Consider the following 18,770-nt stretch of genomic DNA (forward strand, 5'->3'; position numbering starts at 1 on the left):
TTTTCTTTTTATGTCTTGACCCTGAAGGGATAATTCTATCAGCTTGGTATTCAATTAATAGCTAGGTTATCAATTCGTTTATAGTTGTCAATCGGCGAGAAAGTTACAATTGGAAAAAAAATTAATTCAGTGTAGTATTTTAGCAAAATCATATTTTTTCTACGTAAAAAACCAGTTTTTAAGCCATAAATTGCTTAATGTTAATAACTAAACCAGTTTAGCAAATAAAGAAAATTTCACTGATAATTTTTTTTTCTCATTTTTCTATATATCTTCAATATAACCAAGAGAGATTAGTGCTGACCAATTAAGCAAACCGAATCGTTTTGACATTTCATTATGTTGTGTTATGCTAAAACGTTTTTATATTTTAAACTTAAAACCTTAAATTATGATGTTAATCCTATTTGATACTGCATAATATCAATTTTGGATGGGAATCGACCAATTTTCCTATCCCGAAAAATCAATGAATTATCATCTCTTTTTTGAGGTGATTTTAACCAGTTATAGTAGAAAAGTAAAAATAACCTAATTATATATCATTCATATGCACATGATAAAAAAAAGGTATTTGGATAGGCTTATTCTTTTAGGGTGGTCCTGTGCCTGTTATTCTTTTGCTTTTGGTCAAGATAAGGTGTTATCACCATCCGATAGTCTTAAGCTTCAGATTGGAACTTCAAAATTGGATTCAATATTTCAGATTAAGACTAGCCAAGTAAATCCAATAGAAATAAAAAAACAGGCGTTATTACCTTACTCTTCCTTAGCACAATACCTAAAAGGAAATAATACTGGGCTTTATGTAACTGAACCCTCCGGGGAATCGGGTACCAAGCAGCCAATGTATTTTCGTGGTATTTCGAGGCCATTGTTCTCTGATATCGACGTATTTCAGAATCAGCCATTAGTTGTTGTGGACGAAGTTCCTTTGGTTGGAGAACACCCCTTTGCTTATGCCGTTCAAACCTATAACCTAGAGCGTATTGGCCCAGCTACCAATTTATTAGCGAATATTAATATAGATATGGTTAAGTCTATTGAAGTATTAAAAGATGTTGCCGCGATTGCGATGTATGGTCCTAACGCTGCAAACGGAGCTATAGTTGTTCGTACGAAAGAGTATAAAGCGGATAAAAGCAACCGGATAGCGGTCAATATGTATACAGGTTTGGCCGAGCGTCCACATGTCACAACAATTAATGGTGAATACGAAAATAAATTCAGAAAGCAGTTTTATGATCTGTATACCTCCAATGGCAAATATAATGACGGCGATTCATACCCTGTGTATTTAAGCGACTCGCTCAACATGAATTATTTTGGAAAATCCGATTGGACGGACTCTTATTACAATAGTGGTTTAGTTTACAATTTGAATGCAAATTTATCAGGTGGTGGGCCACGTGCAAATTTTCAATTTGCAGCGGGCTCAACACAGGATAAAGGCGTGGCTGATCAGGTTAAATTGAATAAATATTATGCTTTGTTTGGGTTGAATATGCGGCCGATGACTTGGCTGACGTTCTCCATGCAGGCAAATATAGTTCGGCTCGATCGTAATCGTAACCTGAATCTGCGGGATAGGTTTGCCCAGTTAGCCTATTTTCCGGATCTGTCGGCCCCCTTGTCGCCCAATAAGGAGGTCTATAATGAGTATTTAAGTTATTATAAAAAAGGTTTTGATAACAACAAGACGAACGTTGTTCAGGGGTACGGAAAGCTGCAGTTTGATTTTGGAAATTTTCATTTTCTTTCGACAGGAATGCTCGATTATAATGAGGGCTATAGGGACCAATTCTATCATAGTAAGCTGTTGGAATCCAATAATTTTGCTTCTAACTACTATGGCTATAATCAGCGGGCTGTATTTGACAATAAGGCTTTTTATGATTGGAATATTAATGAAAAGAATAAGGTAAATCTATTGGTCGGCAATAGTTTGCAATGGGATACCTATCGCTACAACTATGCTTATGCTTATAAGGGCGTGAATGATTTCATTAAGGTGAATCTGTTGGAAGATGATGCGCTTAAATCAAATTATCTCGAAGCTACTGCATATCCTAAGGCACTTATATTTAAGTTTTTAGATCGAATTCGTCATAACCTGGTCTCATTTTATGGAAAAGCGACCTATAACTATGGCGATAAGGTTGAGACGTCGCTCTTACTGCGTTCTGATGGATCTTCCAATGCACAACCGGATGCTCGCTGGATTTTTACGCCTTCAATGTCTATAAATTGGAATATCAAGAATAGTTATTTTAATACCAATACTAGTCTGAAAGACCTTACTGCTCGTTTCAGTGTTGGACGTATTGGCTTGAACAATGTGTTTGATGATTTTGCACAAGGTCCCAATTATGTCGCTCAAATGGGCTTTACGGGTAATCAGCTTATCGCTGGTTATAATGCGATTGCAGGGTTGGTAAGACCCTATGAGTCGGGATGGGTTGGGTACAATATTCCTTGGGCCTACATAGACCAAGGCAATCTGGGCCTGGATTATGCCACTCAGAAGAAAAATTTTCATGTTTCACTTGATGTCTATGTGAAACAGACAAAAAACCAGTTGATTAACATCCCATCTTACAGCGAATATGGCTATAAATCAAGCTATGCAGCAGGAATGAATGTGCAGAATATAGGTGCTGAATTGACTGTTGGGCTTGATCCGGTTCAATCCGATAATTTTAAATGGTCTACGGCGCTGAATGTATCCCATAATCAAAATAAATTAAAGGCATTGCCTAATGGTCTAGATCGACTCGTGATAGGGAATAATCTTTTGGAGGTCGGCAAGCCATTAGACCAGTATTGGCTACTTGCTAATGAAGGTATTTACAGGACTGATGCAGAGGTCCCTCAGGGAATGACCTACAATGCGATCCAGTTACGTGCGGGTGATCCGATTTGGACAGATCGAAATGGCGACAATACGATCAATGATGAGGATCGGAAATTGCAAGGCCATCGGTTACCTGCTGTATTTGGTAATTGGTATAACAATTTTGTGTTTGGAAAATGGGACCTGGGGATCAATATGTACTACAATATTGGTCGACAACTCATTAACCAAGAAATGGCCAATCGGTTTGATTTTATCAATAATGAAGGGGCGAAAAATCTAGATGCTATCAAAGAGATTACGTATTGGGAAAAAAGGGGTGATTACAGTAAATATCCACTATATAACCCCTGGAGTACTGTTATAGCTTATCAGGCCGATCAAGATCTTTTCTTAGAGAATGCTTCATTTGTTAAAATAAGAGCGATCACTTTGGGCTATAACTTAACTTCTCTTTTGGCGGGACGAACTCAGGCCATTAAAAACGCGTATGCCTATGTGTCTGCTAACAATGTTGCTACGATTACATCTTATAGTGGTGTTGATCCTGAGATCGTAGATTATACAGGTTATGATATTGGGTCAAAGATGAGGATCCCACGAATTTATACGCTAGGAATAAAAGTTGACTTTTAAACGTAAAGAAATGAAAAGATATCACCTCATACTGAGTGTTTTATTACTTTTCTTATTGCTTCTGGGAGGCTGTAAGAAAATGCTGGATATAGACTCCTCTCGTACGGTCAAGGAAGAGAACATGTGGAATACTTTGGAGGATACGCGTGCAGGTTTGATGGGAATTTATGGTTTAACCAAAGCGGCTTTGGACGACAATAATGCTTATTGGCTTTATGGAGAAGTTCGGTCAGGAGATTTCGAAAGCCCTAATCGGCAGGATCTCAAAGCAATTATTAAGAATGACCTCAAAGCGAATTATGAATCGCTGAATGCATTATCGAATTGGAGAAGGTGGTTTGCGGTAGTTAATGCCGCTAATATTTTTATGGAGCGTGCATCGGGAGTAAGAGAAAAAGACATGCGCTACACCGAAAATAATTTGGTAGTAGATGTTGCTCAGGCTCGATTTCTACGTGCTTACGCTTATTTTAATATGGTCCGTATTTGGGGGGATGTACCCCTAATACTAACTTCCCATGACGGAAATTTTGAGAATAAGCCCAAGGAAGATCGGTTAAAACTGTATGCTTGGATTGAAAAAGAAATGTATGATGCCGCGCAATTATTGCCTTATTCCTATAGTACCGGTGATGAACAGCAAATTGGCAACTATTACAATGAGGCCTCTTCACGATGGAATGGTGCTTTGGTTAGGAAACTTTCTGTCTATGCTATTCTCGCACATTTGGCGGCATGGCAAGCCAATTATGCTGATGCGGCTTCTTATTCACAATTTGTGATGGATAATTATAGTAAAGGAGGTGCCTATTATTTGTCTACTTCGTTTTTAACGGAGGGCAATGGATTTTTCTTTGAGAAACGGTCCGAGCAGATGTTCTCATTTCCTTACATATGGGCCCATGTGGAGGCATCGTTTACAGGGCATATTGAAGAATTGACACTGGCTGCTCCTGTTGTCAACAAGTCGGTGCCAGATATTTATATGCCTAAAGAAACGATTTTAAAAACTTTTAATGAGAAGAAGGATCAGCGCTTTAGTATTGATACATTAGGTAGCCCCACTACTGAAGTGTATTTCAGAAACTTCAATGGTAAGTATCCAATCTTTAGTAAAATCAAGTGTATCATGGGAGGTTCTTCCGATCCTACTTTTCGCATTTTTACCAGTGCGACAGTGCTCACTCGTTTGGAAGATATTACGCTTTTGCGGGCGGAATCTTTAGCCGTGTTGGGTGAAAAATCTACGGCCATTGAACTTCTAAATGAGATTAGGGAACGAAGGGGGCTTAAAGTTTATAGTGAAACGACAAATGGAGATCTGGTAGATGCCATTTTTTTAGAACGAAAGAGAGAATTGATGGGTGAAGGGCACCGCTGGTATGATATGATTCGGCGGGAGAAGATAAAACATGATAATCCTCAGTTGGCACAGTTGATAGCCAATGATGGAATCTATTGGCCAATTGCTCGAGAGATTCTAACACAAAATAAGTTGATAGAACAAAATGCTTATTGGAAGTAAAGGAGTTAATTATGAGAAATAACCTATTTGTACGTGGTGTATATGCACTCTTAATGACAGCCCTGCTGTATGCTTGTGCCAAGGATAAAGGCTATTATTCGCCCATATCCCAGGAGCCGGTGTTTAAAGGCAATTTATATAGCTACCTTAAAAGTAAACCTGGTGTGTATGACTCTTTGGTTAAGGTCATCGATAGAATCGGTCTCCAAAAGAAACTGGAAGATAGTACAGTAACACTGTTTGCGCTAACGAATGCCAATTTTCAATTGGCTATTCAAAACCTGAATAATACATTGAGTGTGTCTGACAAGCCTGCACAATACCTGAATTCGGTCAAGTATGAAATACTGGATTCTTTGTTATGCCAATATATTATCCAAGGAAAAATTGCGAGTGATTCCCTTAATAGTCAGGATGGAAAGGATGTATTGGGAATTCGCTATGGCTATCCAATGCATATTGGGCTGAATAAACAACCTTCATCTGGCTATATGAATGGCGGCCCTACGATTGTTGACCTGTCCGATACAAGAAGATCTGTTTTCAATCGTAACTGGGTAACGACTGAAACCAGTTCGTTAAATATCCAGACAGATAATGCCGTTGTTCATGTGTTGAACCCAGACCATGTATTTGGATTTAACAAATTTGTTAGTCAGATCATTTACATCCCACCGCCAGAAAATCTTTTCATAAAATTCAAAGGACAGGGCTCTGCATCGAAAGAAACTTCAGGTGGGCCCAATGCAGTAGAAGCATCAAAATATGTATTCGATGGTAATCCAGAAACAAAATTCTTTTTATCAAGTCCTGGGCAGTTCTATCTGCAATGGGATTTTCCTGTCGAAGTACTTGCCAACAGTTACACACTCCGCTCAGCTAATGATATTCAAGACCGAGATCCAACAGACTGGACTTTACAGGGACTTGATGGAGAAAGTGGGAAATGGATCTTATTGGACTCTCGACAAGGGGAGGAGTTTGACGAGAGGTTTCAATTGCGCGTATTCTTTTTTACAAATACGAAGACGTACAAAGCTTATCGTTTGAATATTGCACGTATGTACGGTGGTAACGATTTCCAGCTGGCAGATTGGACAATGAATCGTAATCAATAACCAATTTAAGAATGTATGGACATGAAAATTGCTAGAAAATTTAACACAATAAATAAGACATGCAACTTGGGACTGCTCATCTTGATGTGCGTCGGCTTAAATGGATGTAAAAAGCTTTACAATTTACCTGATGAAAAGGAATTTTTAAGTGTCAACTTGACTTACGACGGAAAATCTTTTTATCCCATCTTGGGAAGAACCTCACTGATGGGGAATATTAATACCGATCATTCGACCACACCGCTACGATTTGAGATTGTTAATCCCCGTTATGGTGATGGACGCCCCTACAAGGACCTTTTCGAAGTAAAACCTGTCTATCGGTGGATATCCCGCTACGATGGTACTGAAAAGAACCTGGAAGAAATTGAGGCCAAGCGCCAGTTGGTGTATCGACCTCTTTTTGAGGTAGATTCTACAGGTAGCTTTATTTTGTGGAATTCTTCGACAAACGAGCTGATCGAGCCGCGCTCAAAAGACAGTATAGATCTGGTGCAGAATATACGATATTTTGATCTAAAGGTCTCCAATTCGGGTGGGTCTACAGTGATCAAGGATTTTATGATCCTGCCATGGCGTGTTCAGGACTATGAACCTTATTCGGATAAAAATCCATATAATGGCGAAACTGCACCTGATCCAAATGACCCTAAAAATCCAAACAAGAAAAGCTATATATGGCCTTCCTACATGAATGGGGTGTATGGGGAATCTTCCAATCAGTTATTACGCACGGATGATCAGTTTAAAGATCTGGTTGTCTATATCCGCAGATTTACTGGAGGAAATGGACATAATTTGCGCTTTGTCTTTTTGAATAAAAATGGAGAACCGATAAATCCGGATAGTTTTAATGAAACAAAGTGGAATGAACTGGTACATGGTTTCAACATGAAAAAAACGTCTGCTTATGTGCAATATGATGTAGCTTATCCAATTCCCTTAACAAGTTTCCCAACAAAGTATAGCAATGGGAACAGTGCAAAGGTCGATTTTTCCTATTCCAGAAAGGGATTTGGCGGCGGTTTAATTACGGCCAATTTTGGGTTGAATTTTAAAATTTTTACCAAAGGAGATTGGGAGATTGTTTTCCATTTTCAAAGGGAGAATCCACGTTTTGATAATGAATAATTGAAAAAGTTATGCAATTTAAGATATTTTATAACAGCTGCATGCTGTTGATATTGTGTGTGTTTCTTTCTACAAAGGTTTTTGCGCAGACGGTCATTATGTCTGGTAAGGTAACAGATAATAAAGGGAGGCCGCTGGCGGGTGTAACAGTACGTTTTGGCAAATCTGGAAAGGAAGCAACTTCGACAAATTCCTCGGGGGCATTTAGCTTAACAACGGCAACCGGAACTTCCGTTGCCTTTAGATTAATTGGTTATGATGGAACTACGATGACTGTGAAGGCCGACAGAAATGTAGTCGTTCAATTGAAGGAGATCGATAATCAAATGGATGAAGTTGTTGTTAGGGGGTATGTGAAGCGTCCAAGAGAGACAACTACAGGGTCCTCGACTAAGATCAGTGGAAAAGAAATTCAAGATATTCCATCGGCGAATGTAGAAAATTTGCTTCAAGGCAAGGTCGCAGGGTTAAATATACAGGTAAATACCGGAGCACCGGGATTTAGAGGATCCACACAGATCCGTGGACTTTCGACAATCAGTGTGACAGGTAGCGGTGATCAGTCATTTCTGACCCCCACCTCACCGTTATATGTGATCGATGGCGTACCAATGGATGCGGATAGAGCCAATGAACTTGGATTAAGCCAGCAGGGGCCAGGAATCAGTCCATTGTCATTAATTCCTCCTGAGGATATAGAAAGTATAGAGGTGCTTAAAGATGCGCAGGCTACATCGCTATATGGATCGTTGGCTGCCTATGGTGTGATCATTATCAATACGAAACGTGGTAATTCTGAGGTTCCCAGAGTAAGGTATACGGGAAATTTCTTCCTGAAAACCCCACCCCAGTTACGTCCAACTTTGGGAGGAAATCTAGAACGCCGTTTAAAACTATTGCAGATCTACGGAAATGCGTTGTCGCAGGATGACCTGGACCGAATTTCACAAACACCCATGTTATCGGATAGTTTGAACGCTTATTATAATAATTCAACCAATTGGCAGGACCTATTTTATGCGACAACCTACAACCAAACGCATAATGTCGCAATTGATGGTGGGAACCAGAAGTTAAACTATAAGGCGAACCTGAATTATTATAATGAAAATGGTATCATCAAAAATACGGGTTTTGATCGCTATATGACCAATATGCGATTTGAATATTATCCCAACGAGAAATTTAAGTTTACAGCGCAGATAAGTGCTTCACTTGGCTCAAAAAGTAAGGGGAACGGGTTAGGTATTTTACAATCTGGTGTGGCAACAAACGGGATGGCATCAACGTTGTTGCCTGGTCCGTCTTTTTATCTGGCATCCTCAGGATATAATTCAGCATTGAAGACCCGAAATGATAATTCGTCTAAATCGATCAAGCCTTTCATTGAAGCATCTTATGAAATTATTCCGGGTTTGCGGGCAACAACAACAATGAGTTATGAGTCTACTTCCGATAATGAAAACACGTTTACACCGGCGGCAGCAAATGGTCAATTTGCACAAGTTTATGCTTATTATGGTCGATACAATTCATTGTATAATAGGAACTCTATCAATTATAGTCACACGTTTAATGAAAAGCATACCGTATTTTTCAATCTATTCAATGAGATTCGGACCTTGGAAAAACAAGCGAATGCAACCTTACAGGCCCGTACACCAAATGATCAATTTGAAGGACCGCTTGGATTTGATGGCTATTTTTCCAAAGGAGGAGGATTATTGCGCCGTGGATTCGGAAAAGAAAGAGGATTATCTTTTGCAATCGCTGGGACTTACGATTACATGAAGAAGTATGTGGTAGACCTCTCTTACAGAATGGATGGGTCGTCACAGAATGGATTTGGAAACCTGTATACCAAAAATCCTGCTGTTGGTCTTCGATGGAATGCCTATCATGAGAATTTCTTGAGAGATGTGGACTGGATTAATTTGCTCTCCATTCGAACCAGCTGGGGGGTGAATGTTATGCCGAATAGTACCTTGGAGCGCGTTTACGGAAAATACGATATTGCAGGAAGCTATAATGATAAGATAGGCATCGGAATCAATTATGAGCAAATTCCAAATCCTGATCTAAAACCGACAACAACAAGCCAGTATAACTTAGGTTTGGACCTCGCTTTCTTTCAAAATAGATTTGAATTGACTTATGATACGTATTATAAGAAAGTAAACAATATTCTATTTGAAGAACTACTTTCTTCGTCGCTCGGCTTTGAAAAGGTAAATAGCAACTCGGCTGCCATTGCCAATTATGGACATGAGTTATCTGTTATGTTAAGGCCTTTGACCGAAGGTCGTTTTACCATGTCCATAGGGGTAAACGGAGCCTATAACCGAGATGTTTTGTTAAAACTACCTGAGCACTATGGTGGGCAATTTGTTCGTTGGGAAAATAATGACAAATATAAGCAACACGTTGTTTTTAGAGTGGGAACCTCAACGATGTCCAACTACATGTTATTAAATAGAGGCGTATACAGCACAGATGCAGATGTACCGGTTGATCCAGCGACTGGACGACGTTATCGAATGGCCAATGGTACAGAATTTCAGGCGGGTGATCCCATTTTTGCAGATTTAGATGGTAACTATGTTTTAGATGAAAATGACTATGCCCGCACCGGGAATTCTCAACCATTGATTACTGGCGGTATGCAATTTAATTTTAATTACAATCATGAAACTCTCGGATCATTTGGTTTGAACTTATATGCGTCCTATACGGCAAAACGCACCATCTTGAACAATGCACTTGCCGAGCGACTGCAATTGATGAGCGATCCCTATGGTGATAGAGCAGTGGTTCCATTAGATGATGTTAATATGTGGATGAAACCCGGCGATATTGCGAAGTATCCTTATGCTTACGATTTCAGAAGATACTCAAGTGTTAACCCGTTTCGGATGGATCAAGATCTTTGGGCTGAAGATGGGTCTTATTTTAAGTTAAATAGTGTTACGCTGTCTTACATGTTTACAAAAAATGCTATCAGAAGATATGGACTTGAGCGTCTACGGGTATATGTTTCGGCTGAAAATATAAACACATTCTCCAGGTACAGTGGACCTAATCCCGAAAATGTAAGCACGATGGGTAGGGATGCTTCTGGTGGTTACCCTGTACCTAGGCAATATAATGTTGGTGTCAATATTGATTTCTAATCGAGCTGTATTATGAAAATAAAAAGAAATATAGGAAGAATAGCGTTTGTCATATGTCTATGTACAACCGTAATGATGGGCTGTAAGAAATTTCTGACGGTGGAGCCGATCGACAGGCTTACGGGCAACAATTTCTATCAGTCAAAGGAGGATGTAGAAGCAAATATAGCACGTATCTACAGTCAATTTTTTGAAAAACTGAACGAGTCATGGGTAATCGGTGCCATTGGCGAGGCGAGGTCGGGAGAAATTTTTCCCTCCCCTACAGCTGGAACGGATCGCATGATACTTCGCGACTTAGGAACAAATAACATGAATGCCGTGTATAACAATACACTGAGTGGCGGTCGTTCCCAAGGTTATGCCATGTATAAGGTTTCTATTTGGGATACTTATTATAAGGTAATTCAGAGTTGTAATATTTTAATCTCCAAATTGGAAGAGGGAATTCCAGGCTTATCTGCTTCGGATAAAGATCGCTATAAAGCTGAAGCCACTTTTATGCGTTGTTTAAGTTACTTTTGGATGGTTCGTCTATATGGCGATGTGGTTTATTATACCGATGCATACTTCGCAAAGCAACTTCCACGCGAGGATATGGTTTCTGTAATTAGCAAAAGTATTGCCGACTTAGAATCTGTTAAAGATATTATGCCATGGACTTTTGGGGAGTCATCACAGCGCGGGGCCCGAGCAAGCCGGGGAAGCATTATCGCTTTGTTGATGCACATGAAGATGTGGAATGCGAATTTTGATTCTTCAAATGCAACGAAGTATTATGAAAGTGTGGCTAGCTTAGGTAAAGAGTTGCGTGCTAGTGGCGTTCACCATCTGTACAAACTAACCCCCGAGGAGTGGGCTAAAGTCTCAAAAGGACGTACGGAGGAGTCGCTGTTCGAATTCTACCGGACGATCAATTACGATGATCAGAACAATGCATATGCGCCTTTATGGGATCATTTTTTACGTTGGCCATATAAGTTTCCTCGTTATAACCAGCAATTCAGCATTGCTTATTATTCCTCCATTTTCATGTACAGGATTTATCCGCTAAATGGTCCTGCAGATAAGCGAAAAGAGCTTTGGTATGAGGATATGTATGCGAATGATGGATTATTTGTTTTGAAGAAATTTGCAGCCAATGTCTTTGCGTCGGGAAATGAAGACTCTAATCCGGATAATACATTTATGATATTTCGTTATGCTGATGCGCTGCTATTAGAAGCGGAGGCGCTAGCTAATTTAGGTGCTGCACGTGAGGCTGAGGCAATCACAGTACTTAATATTGTTCGGGATCGGGCTGAAGCCCCTCGCTATGCTGGTGGTGGTACAGATCTTAAGAATTTTATTTTCGAAGAGCGTTGTCGTGAATTGATTGGAGAAGGGGCAAGATACTTTGATCTGATCCGGACCCGAAGAATACTAAATCCACAATGGACCATGAATCCCATGACAATTGATCAGTATAACCGTCGTGCGTGGACTTGGCCTTTGGATGCTTCAGCTAAAAATTTTAATTCAAAAATCGTGTTGAACGATTATTGGACAGGAGGAAATTAAATCAGTTTATTATGAGACAAGCTAAGATTATAGGATATGCCTTCATAACGATGTTACTGTTTGGCCTGGGATCATGCAAAAAGGATGCATATTACAAAGATGGCGGATTGGCGCAGGCAAAATTTGATGGCTCCATTATAGATTACCTGGATTCAAAACCAAGGGAATTTGATTCGATCGCCAAAATTATTAGGCTGGCAGGTCTGGAAGAAGATTTTAAGACCAAGGAATTTACTTTTTTTGCACCGAGGGATGAAAATATAAAGAGGTTGATTGGTCGAGCGAAATCAAATTCCAGTATCGATCAGTCAAGTGTTAATTGGTTACTTTATAATTTAGGGCGAGATACCATCAAAACATTGGCAGATGTAGATAGTGCGATTTGGCGTAAGTATTTACTGCGTTATATGTTTAATGGAAAACGAAAATTAATGGACTATCCCCAGATCGATTTTGATTTACTAAATGTCTATAAAGGACAAAATTACACCTCATTTGCAAATACAGTTTCCAATATTGGAGTTGTCTATAACGATGCAATAAATGATTCTGATAAAAACAATATCACCCGGTTGAAATATATGGGGTACCGACAATTGTATATCTCCTATATTCCAGATATCAGTAGGCCAAATGAATGGCGGTCATGTCCGGTCGCTTCATCAGATATTCAACCGGATAATGGCGTTGTTCATGTAATCGATTATACCAAAGCTCAGTTTGGGTTCAATCAGAGCGATATTCTATGGGATATATTAGAAAGTAAGCGTTAATAACAATAACCAGTTGTAGTTTAAATTATGAAAGTTATGTACAATACGATTTGGAAATTTACAGCCCTGTTGTTTGTTATTGCTCTTTTTTTGGGATGCAATAAGAATAATAAGATGTTTTCAGCTCCTTATGAGGAAGGGCTACCGCCTTTGGATATAGAAATCAATCCAACCGATAAAATGCAACCAGAATCGGGTAAAACGGGAGTTGAGACCATCATGCGGATTAAGGGGTTAGATAAATATAAAGATAAAGCTATCATCCGATTTAACGGCGAGAAAGCACAGATTGTCGAGTTAACAGCAGATTACGTAAAGCTTAAGGTTCCGCCTTTTGCTAGTACGGGAGTGCTTTCTGTTGCAATTGACGATATTGTATTTTTTGGACCACAATTTACGGTTTTAGGAAATGTATCTATAGATCCAACTTTTCAAGTGGGGGTAGGAACAAATAATACCGTGTCTGATGTTCTTTTTTTGGAAGATGGTAAAATGATCTTTACAGGGTCCTTTACAAATTATAATAATAAAGGATCGATCCGGCCAATTAATCGTCTCGTCAGAACTTTTGCAGATGGAACGTATGATGCAAGCTTTCGTATAGGTACTGGCGCCAATAATTCGCTAAATAGCATCTTAAAATTGGGGAATTACTATTTTTTGGCAGGTTCTTTTTCGGGGTATGGGCAGCGTAATTCAGATATCAGCAATCTGACACGAATTTATACAACAGGAGCTATCGATACAATGGGCATTAAACCATTCCGACGCCCTGGGCAAACAGATACACTAAAGTATTATCCGACATTTAATGGCGGGTTTGATGGAAATATTGGAAATATTTATGAGTCTGAAGGAAAAATCTTAGCGACAGGAAATTTTAGATATTACATTCATCGCACCTATGATAAACCAAATCGGCTTGAGACAAGAGATACCGTTATTTTGGATAGTACAGAAATCAGGCATATCGCCCGATTGAATCTCGATGGTTCACTGGATAAGTCTTTTAGGTTTGGGACAGATGGCAAAGCAATGGCTGGTGGAAATGGATCTGTAGCAACTGTTTATCATAATAGTGGGGCTTTAAAGGGGAAAATTTTAGCTTATGGTTCTTTCAATAGATTTGATGGACAATCCGCAGGATATATAACACGGTTAAATGCTGATGGAACATTAGATGCTACATTTAACCCTGGTGGAGTTGGAGCGGACTACAATGTGTCTTCGGTTACTTACAATAATGTCACGAATAAATATATGGTTGTTGGAGATTTTAGTAAATACAACGGTGTAGCTGCAATAAAAGTTGTTATGTTGAATGCAAATGGAACAGTGGACCAAAGTTTCCAGGCCAAAACTTTTGAAGGAGGAAGTCCTTTCTATGCGATGCAATTAAATGATGGTTTAGTTGTCGTTTCGGGAGATTTTGCACGCTACAGTAATATTGCCCGAAATGGCTTTATGATCCTGAATTCCAATGGAGAATTGAATGGAGATTATAATACTTCTGGTTATTTCTCTGGCTTTATCAATAAAGTTGTCGAGACAAAAACAGAAGATGGAAAACGCGCATTACTTTTGATGGGCTTTTTTAGCCGATTTAATAATGAAGAAGTACATAATCTGATTCGAATTAAATTGGAACAGTAACTTAAATTTTAAACTGATGAGATCTCAAGCTAATTTTCAAAATATAAGCCGCTGGCTAATGTCTTTGGTCATGTTATCGATGTTCATGTCCTGTAAAGATGAATTCGGTCGCTTGCTGCCGGATAATGAGGGTAAACAAGATACCGTGGACCTGGTGTATGGTAAACCTAAAGTGCTCATGCTCATTGTGGATGGAGCAAGAGGAGAATCGGTTCGAACGGCAAATATTCCAACAATGAACGGTTTGCTCAGCCATTCGATTTATTCATGGGTTTCGTTAAGCGAAGAACATGACGATGCAACTGCTACTGGCGCTGATTTATCCAGTATTATTACCGGGGTAAGCCAAAATAAACATTTGGTCATTGGTGATAATTTTAAGAACAATAATTTTCAGACCTTTCCGACTGTCTATACGAGGGTCGCTTCAAATATGAAAAACCCCGAATTTAAGGTGTATAGCAGTTCTAAACTATTTGTTGATAATCTAACTCCAGTTGCGGTAGCTAAATTGGAGAGTACAGACGAAGAGGTTGTCAATGGTGTTAAGGAGGGATTAAAGCAACCCGAGTTGACAATGCTAACTGCACATTTTACAGCGGTTGATAAAGCGGGAAAGGCTAGTGCCTATGACAATAGCAGTACTTTTTATAAAGCTGCCATAGAAAATTTCGATAAGCAGGTAGGGGAAGTTATTAAAGCGTTGGAGCAACGTCCCGCTTTTAAAAAAGAGAATTGGTTGGTAATCATCACTTCGAGTAAAGGCGGCCCGTTTGAAATTCCTCCCACGCAGAATGACAATACAATCTTTAGCAACCCAAATGTTAATACCTTTACTATTTTCTACTCGCCGAAATATAATTCAAGGTATATCAATAAACCTTATTTGGGCAGTCGCTTTTCGGGAGATTTTTTAAGGTTTAAAGGCGGTATTTACGCAGAGTTGACCGAAGGGGATAATCCTGTTTTTGATCTCGGCGATAATGAGGAGTTTACCATTGAATTAAAAGTTAAGAAGAATAAAGGACCAAATAATACCTATAAATTTCCCAATTATCCATCTTTTATTGGTAAACGAGAGAAATGGGAATCAGGCGCGCCGACAAATGGATGGATTATGGCTTTCAAAGACGATTATTGGATGTTCAATGGTCGCGGTCCGAATGGAAGTGGTGAGGTGAATGGTCCGAAATTGAACAATGCAACATGGAATAATGTAACAATAGTCGGAGCGTTGACAAGCGACGGTAAACGCATAGTGAAAACCTATACAAATGGTCTCCCGGGCAATGAGATGGACATTAGTTCATGGGGTTCAATCAGTAGTCCAGCAAAATTTAGGTTGGGACTGTTAAATGGGGGAAGCAATTGGAATGAAGGCGATTACTACTTGGCGGATGTTCGGTTTTGGAAAGTAGCATTGCCCTTGGCAGTTATTACGCAATATAATTGCCAAGTAGGAGTAAGTGAAGAACATCCCTATTATCCAAATCTTGCAGCAAATTGGCCTATTGTGGGAACTGTTACTGATGGTGTACTTTATGATGATGGCCCCTATGGAAATACATTGAAGATTGGGAATTCCGCCTATGAAATTTCTAAGCTGAATGATTTCCTTTGCGCTCCTTCTGTTGAAACAATAAGTACGCTAGTGCCGAAAAATACCGATATAACTGCCCAGATATTTAGCTGGTTGCAGATCGCTAGACAGGAGAATTGGCAACTAGATGGACGAGTTTGGGTAGACAAATAATCTTAAAAAAGCTAATATGAAAAGACTATTTTATTATATAACGATAATTTTGGGCTGTAGTCAATTTTTGGCTTGTTCAAAAGATAATCTAGAAGTGTTTAATTTACAAGGAGGGGCTCCTGTTCAGGTTATCGCAGAAGGTGAGGGAAAAGATCTGATCAAAACAAATGATTATGTACAAGTTCCGATGAAAGTGAAATTGAGTAGTCCAGCGTCCCAGACTTTTGATGTTGAGCTTCAATTGAATACCGATACAGTTACTAAATTAATCGAATCGGGAACACTAAAAGATGTGGTTACACTTCCGAATTCGGCATTTTCTTTTCCCAATGTAGTGAAGTTTCAATATGGTGCTGATACCACCTCTTTTTTGTTAACGATTTCGCGAACAGAAATTGAACGTGTTTACGGTAAGAAGTTTGCACTGTCGTATAAGTTGTCTAATCCAGGAAAAGGTAATCAGTTGGGAAATCCAAATAGCATAATTGTAACGATGGACTCAAAGGATCTTCTGACTGCGCAAGATATCCATTATCTTTCGATAACAAATTCACCTGGCAATATTATCCTGGCAAGCGATCATAATAATTACAATACAACACCTTCTGGAATTGAAATACCGATCGGTGTTTCGTTAGCATCCTTTCCTAGTAAATTTTTTTATGTTGAAGTGCGAGGAACAACTGATTCAATTTCAAATTGGATAACCAAGAAAAAGGTACCTGTTAACACGATCGGTTTAAAGGAGAATGAATATTCCATTCCTTCACGCGTGCAGGTTTTGGGTAATAAATCTGCAGCGGCGTTCAATATATCAATTCCTTGGGATGTTATAACCAAGAATAAAGATAAGTTTCTCGCTGTAACGGTCTACTTGAAGGATCCTACGCTGCATGTGATCAATCCTCAGAAAAATTATACTACGATTTTAATTGATTGTGCAAAGGTTGTCGAATTCGATGTAACTGGGGAAGCAACTCTAACGGTAAATCGTGATAATAATGGCGGCGCAAATGCAGGTGAGGGAAGTCTCAAGCTGGTGGATGATCTAACGAACACAAAATTCTTGCAGAGCGCATTTACAGGTGATCTGAAGTGCACACTTACATTTACCAGAACGCTGAAGATTGGAGCATATACGCTTACATCTGGAAATGACGCGATAGAACGTGATCCAAAAAGTTGGTTTCTTGAGGGATCATTAGATGGTATAAATTGGGTCACTATTGATACCAGAGTAAATGAAAGTTTCCCAAATAGAATTCAAACAAGAAGATTTAATATCCAAAAACCAGGTAATTATAAATTTTATCGCCTAAATATTACAGAAAACGTGGGAAGTAGTTTATTCCAGTGTTCTGAATGGAGGATGATCGAATTTTTATAGACAGACGGTAACTTATGGTATTACAACGATGAATTTATGAAGATGAAATTAGTAAGATATAACTTTTATATACTTTTACTGGTTACCTTATTAGGTTGCAGTAAAGAAAAGGAAGTGGTTGTTGACAAACCTCAGCTTCCCAATCCCGTTTCTGCTTTTTCTATTAAGCAGGTTGCGAAGGATGACCCATTTACTTTTGAATTTACAAATCAGTCTAAAGATTATACTGAAACGCGATGGAGCTTTGGTGACGATAGCACCTCTTCGAAAACTTCGCCGCAACATACTTTTTTAGGGACGGGTGATTTCACTGTTAGACTTAAAGTGCTCAATGAAAATGGCGATTGGGCTCAACGGGAGGAGGTCATTAAAATTGATGCGGAGAAGCTAATTCGATTCAATGCGACAAAGAACGGAACAGGAAAGTTGATCCTAAGTTATGCTAGTGATATTGCAGTTAAAGGAGTCATTTGGTCAAAGATGACTGATAAAGATAAATATGAGCAAGTTTCTGATAAGGAGAAAGCCGATATTTCGATTGAGGTGGGAAAATTCGAAACCTACCAGCTAAATGTAAAAACTCCTAAAGGATCTCAAATCGTCGTTACCAAGATGCTTACAGATCTAGGCATTATAAAAGACTGGACAAATATTGATAATACCTTTCGAATCTCTCAGGACAACTCGAGCGGCCCTGATGCAGGTGAAGGATCGAAGAAGTTAATAGATGGTGATACCAAGACGAAATTATTTATTGGAGGGTATCAGCCGGGAATGTATTGGCAATTTGTATTCTATCAACCACAAATCATTAATGGTTATACCATAACAACCGGAAATGATTCTCCTGAAAGGGATCCTAAAGATTGGGAAATACAGGCCTCGGAAGATGGTGTGGCCTGGACAACGTTGCACGAAATGAAAGGAATTGGTTTTGGTACTATGCCGGCAGATAGAAATAAATCGGTCAATTTCACCTTTACGAATTCAAAACCTTACACCCATTATCGGTATGTTGTGAAATCAGTCTCCTCTGGATCAAATTTCCAAATGAGCGAATTTAGGCTTTTGGAACTACCTCAGTAGATACTAAAGAACGACATCAGCACGCTAGTTAGCGACAAGAGGGTGATTGGCTCAAAAGTAGCCGTAAGGTATTCGCTTGAAAGAGGAATACTCTACGGCTATTTTTATGTTGGGTAGGGATACG

General features: G+C 39.2%; 11 protein-coding genes. All 11 read left to right on the plus strand.

Features of this window, described 5'->3' with window-relative positions; all coding sequences use genetic code 11:
* Window positions 1-556 precede the first annotated feature (556 nt).
* Genes B4N43_RS00165 through B4N43_RS00215 form a run of 11 tightly spaced genes read left to right on the plus strand, consistent with a single transcriptional unit; the run spans window position 557 to window position 18,646 of the window.
* Window positions 557-3,490: a SusC/RagA family TonB-linked outer membrane protein gene (locus B4N43_RS00165; protein ID WP_286732203.1), complete on the plus strand. Its 2,934-nt coding sequence runs from the start codon at window positions 557-559 to the stop codon at window positions 3,488-3,490.
* 10 nt (window positions 3,491-3,500) lie between these two features.
* Window positions 3,501-5,015 carry a RagB/SusD family nutrient uptake outer membrane protein gene (locus B4N43_RS00170; protein ID WP_286732205.1) on the plus strand — a complete coding sequence of 505 codons (1,515 nt, stop codon included), beginning with the start codon at window positions 3,501-3,503 and terminating at the stop codon, window positions 5,013-5,015.
* A gap of 11 nt (window positions 5,016-5,026) precedes the next feature.
* On the plus strand, window positions 5,027-6,133 hold the full coding sequence (locus tag B4N43_RS00175; RefSeq protein ID WP_286732208.1) for a fasciclin domain-containing protein: 1,107 nt from the start codon (window positions 5,027-5,029) through the stop codon (window positions 6,131-6,133).
* A 21-nt stretch (window positions 6,134-6,154) separates the two neighbouring features.
* The gene (locus B4N43_RS00180) at window positions 6,155-7,264 is read left to right on the plus strand and encodes a DUF5007 domain-containing protein (RefSeq protein WP_286732210.1); all 1,110 of its coding nucleotides are present in this window, start codon (window positions 6,155-6,157) and stop codon (window positions 7,262-7,264) included.
* 41 nt (window positions 7,265-7,305) lie between these two features.
* On the plus strand, window positions 7,306-10,434 hold the full coding sequence (locus tag B4N43_RS00185) for a SusC/RagA family TonB-linked outer membrane protein (RefSeq protein ID WP_286732212.1): 3,129 nt from the start codon (window positions 7,306-7,308) through the stop codon (window positions 10,432-10,434).
* 12 nt (window positions 10,435-10,446) lie between these two features.
* Window positions 10,447-11,994 (plus strand): RagB/SusD family nutrient uptake outer membrane protein, encoded by a 1,548-nt coding sequence (locus B4N43_RS00190; RefSeq protein ID WP_120333020.1) that lies wholly within the window; start codon window positions 10,447-10,449, stop codon window positions 11,992-11,994.
* An 11-nt stretch (window positions 11,995-12,005) separates the two neighbouring features.
* Window positions 12,006-12,767 carry a fasciclin domain-containing protein gene (locus B4N43_RS00195; protein ID WP_201666718.1) on the plus strand — a complete coding sequence of 254 codons (762 nt, stop codon included), beginning with the start codon at window positions 12,006-12,008 and terminating at the stop codon, window positions 12,765-12,767.
* 36 nt (window positions 12,768-12,803) lie between these two features.
* On the plus strand, window positions 12,804-14,420 hold the full coding sequence (locus B4N43_RS00200; protein WP_286732218.1) for a DUF5008 domain-containing protein: 1,617 nt from the start codon (window positions 12,804-12,806) through the stop codon (window positions 14,418-14,420).
* 16 nt (window positions 14,421-14,436) lie between these two features.
* A complete protein-coding gene (locus B4N43_RS00205; protein WP_286732219.1) occupies window positions 14,437-16,173 on the plus strand; it encodes an alkaline phosphatase family protein in 1,737 nt (578 codons plus the stop codon).
* 16 nt (window positions 16,174-16,189) lie between these two features.
* Complete coding sequence (locus B4N43_RS00210; protein WP_120333024.1) at window positions 16,190-17,560, plus strand: discoidin domain-containing protein; 1,371 nt, start codon at window positions 16,190-16,192, stop codon at window positions 17,558-17,560.
* 36 nt (window positions 17,561-17,596) lie between these two features.
* Window positions 17,597-18,646 (plus strand): PKD domain-containing protein, encoded by a 1,050-nt coding sequence (locus B4N43_RS00215; protein WP_286732222.1) that lies wholly within the window; start codon window positions 17,597-17,599, stop codon window positions 18,644-18,646.
* The last annotated feature ends 124 nt before the right edge of the window (window positions 18,647-18,770 follow it).

It is taken from the genome of Sphingobacterium sp. UBA1897, assembly GCF_002337775.1.
Lineage (GTDB): Bacteria > Bacteroidota > Bacteroidia > Sphingobacteriales > Sphingobacteriaceae > Sphingobacterium > Sphingobacterium siyangense.

Excerpts from the sequence above, each read along its gene's own strand:
- B4N43_RS00185 (WP_286732212.1), top strand. The coding sequence starts at position 7,306 with ATGCTGTTGATATTGTGTGTGTTTCTTTCTACAAAGGTTTTTGCGCAG.
- B4N43_RS00165 (WP_286732203.1), top strand. The coding sequence starts at position 557 with ATGATAAAAAAAAGGTATTTGGATAGGCTTATTCTTTTAGGGTGGTCC.
- B4N43_RS00215 (WP_286732222.1), top strand. The coding sequence starts at position 17,597 with ATGAAGATGAAATTAGTAAGATATAACTTTTATATACTTTTACTGGTT.
- B4N43_RS00205 (WP_286732219.1), top strand. The coding sequence starts at position 14,437 with ATGAGATCTCAAGCTAATTTTCAAAATATAAGCCGCTGGCTAATGTCT.
- B4N43_RS00210 (WP_120333024.1), top strand. The coding sequence starts at position 16,190 with ATGAAAAGACTATTTTATTATATAACGATAATTTTGGGCTGTAGTCAA.
- B4N43_RS00200 (WP_286732218.1), top strand. The coding sequence starts at position 12,804 with ATGTACAATACGATTTGGAAATTTACAGCCCTGTTGTTTGTTATTGCT.
- B4N43_RS00175 (WP_286732208.1), top strand. The coding sequence starts at position 5,027 with ATGAGAAATAACCTATTTGTACGTGGTGTATATGCACTCTTAATGACA.
- B4N43_RS00195 (WP_201666718.1), top strand. The coding sequence starts at position 12,006 with ATGAGACAAGCTAAGATTATAGGATATGCCTTCATAACGATGTTACTG.
- B4N43_RS00190 (WP_120333020.1), top strand. The coding sequence starts at position 10,447 with ATGAAAATAAAAAGAAATATAGGAAGAATAGCGTTTGTCATATGTCTA.
- B4N43_RS00170 (WP_286732205.1), top strand. The coding sequence starts at position 3,501 with ATGAAAAGATATCACCTCATACTGAGTGTTTTATTACTTTTCTTATTG.
- B4N43_RS00180 (WP_286732210.1), top strand. The coding sequence starts at position 6,155 with ATGAAAATTGCTAGAAAATTTAACACAATAAATAAGACATGCAACTTG.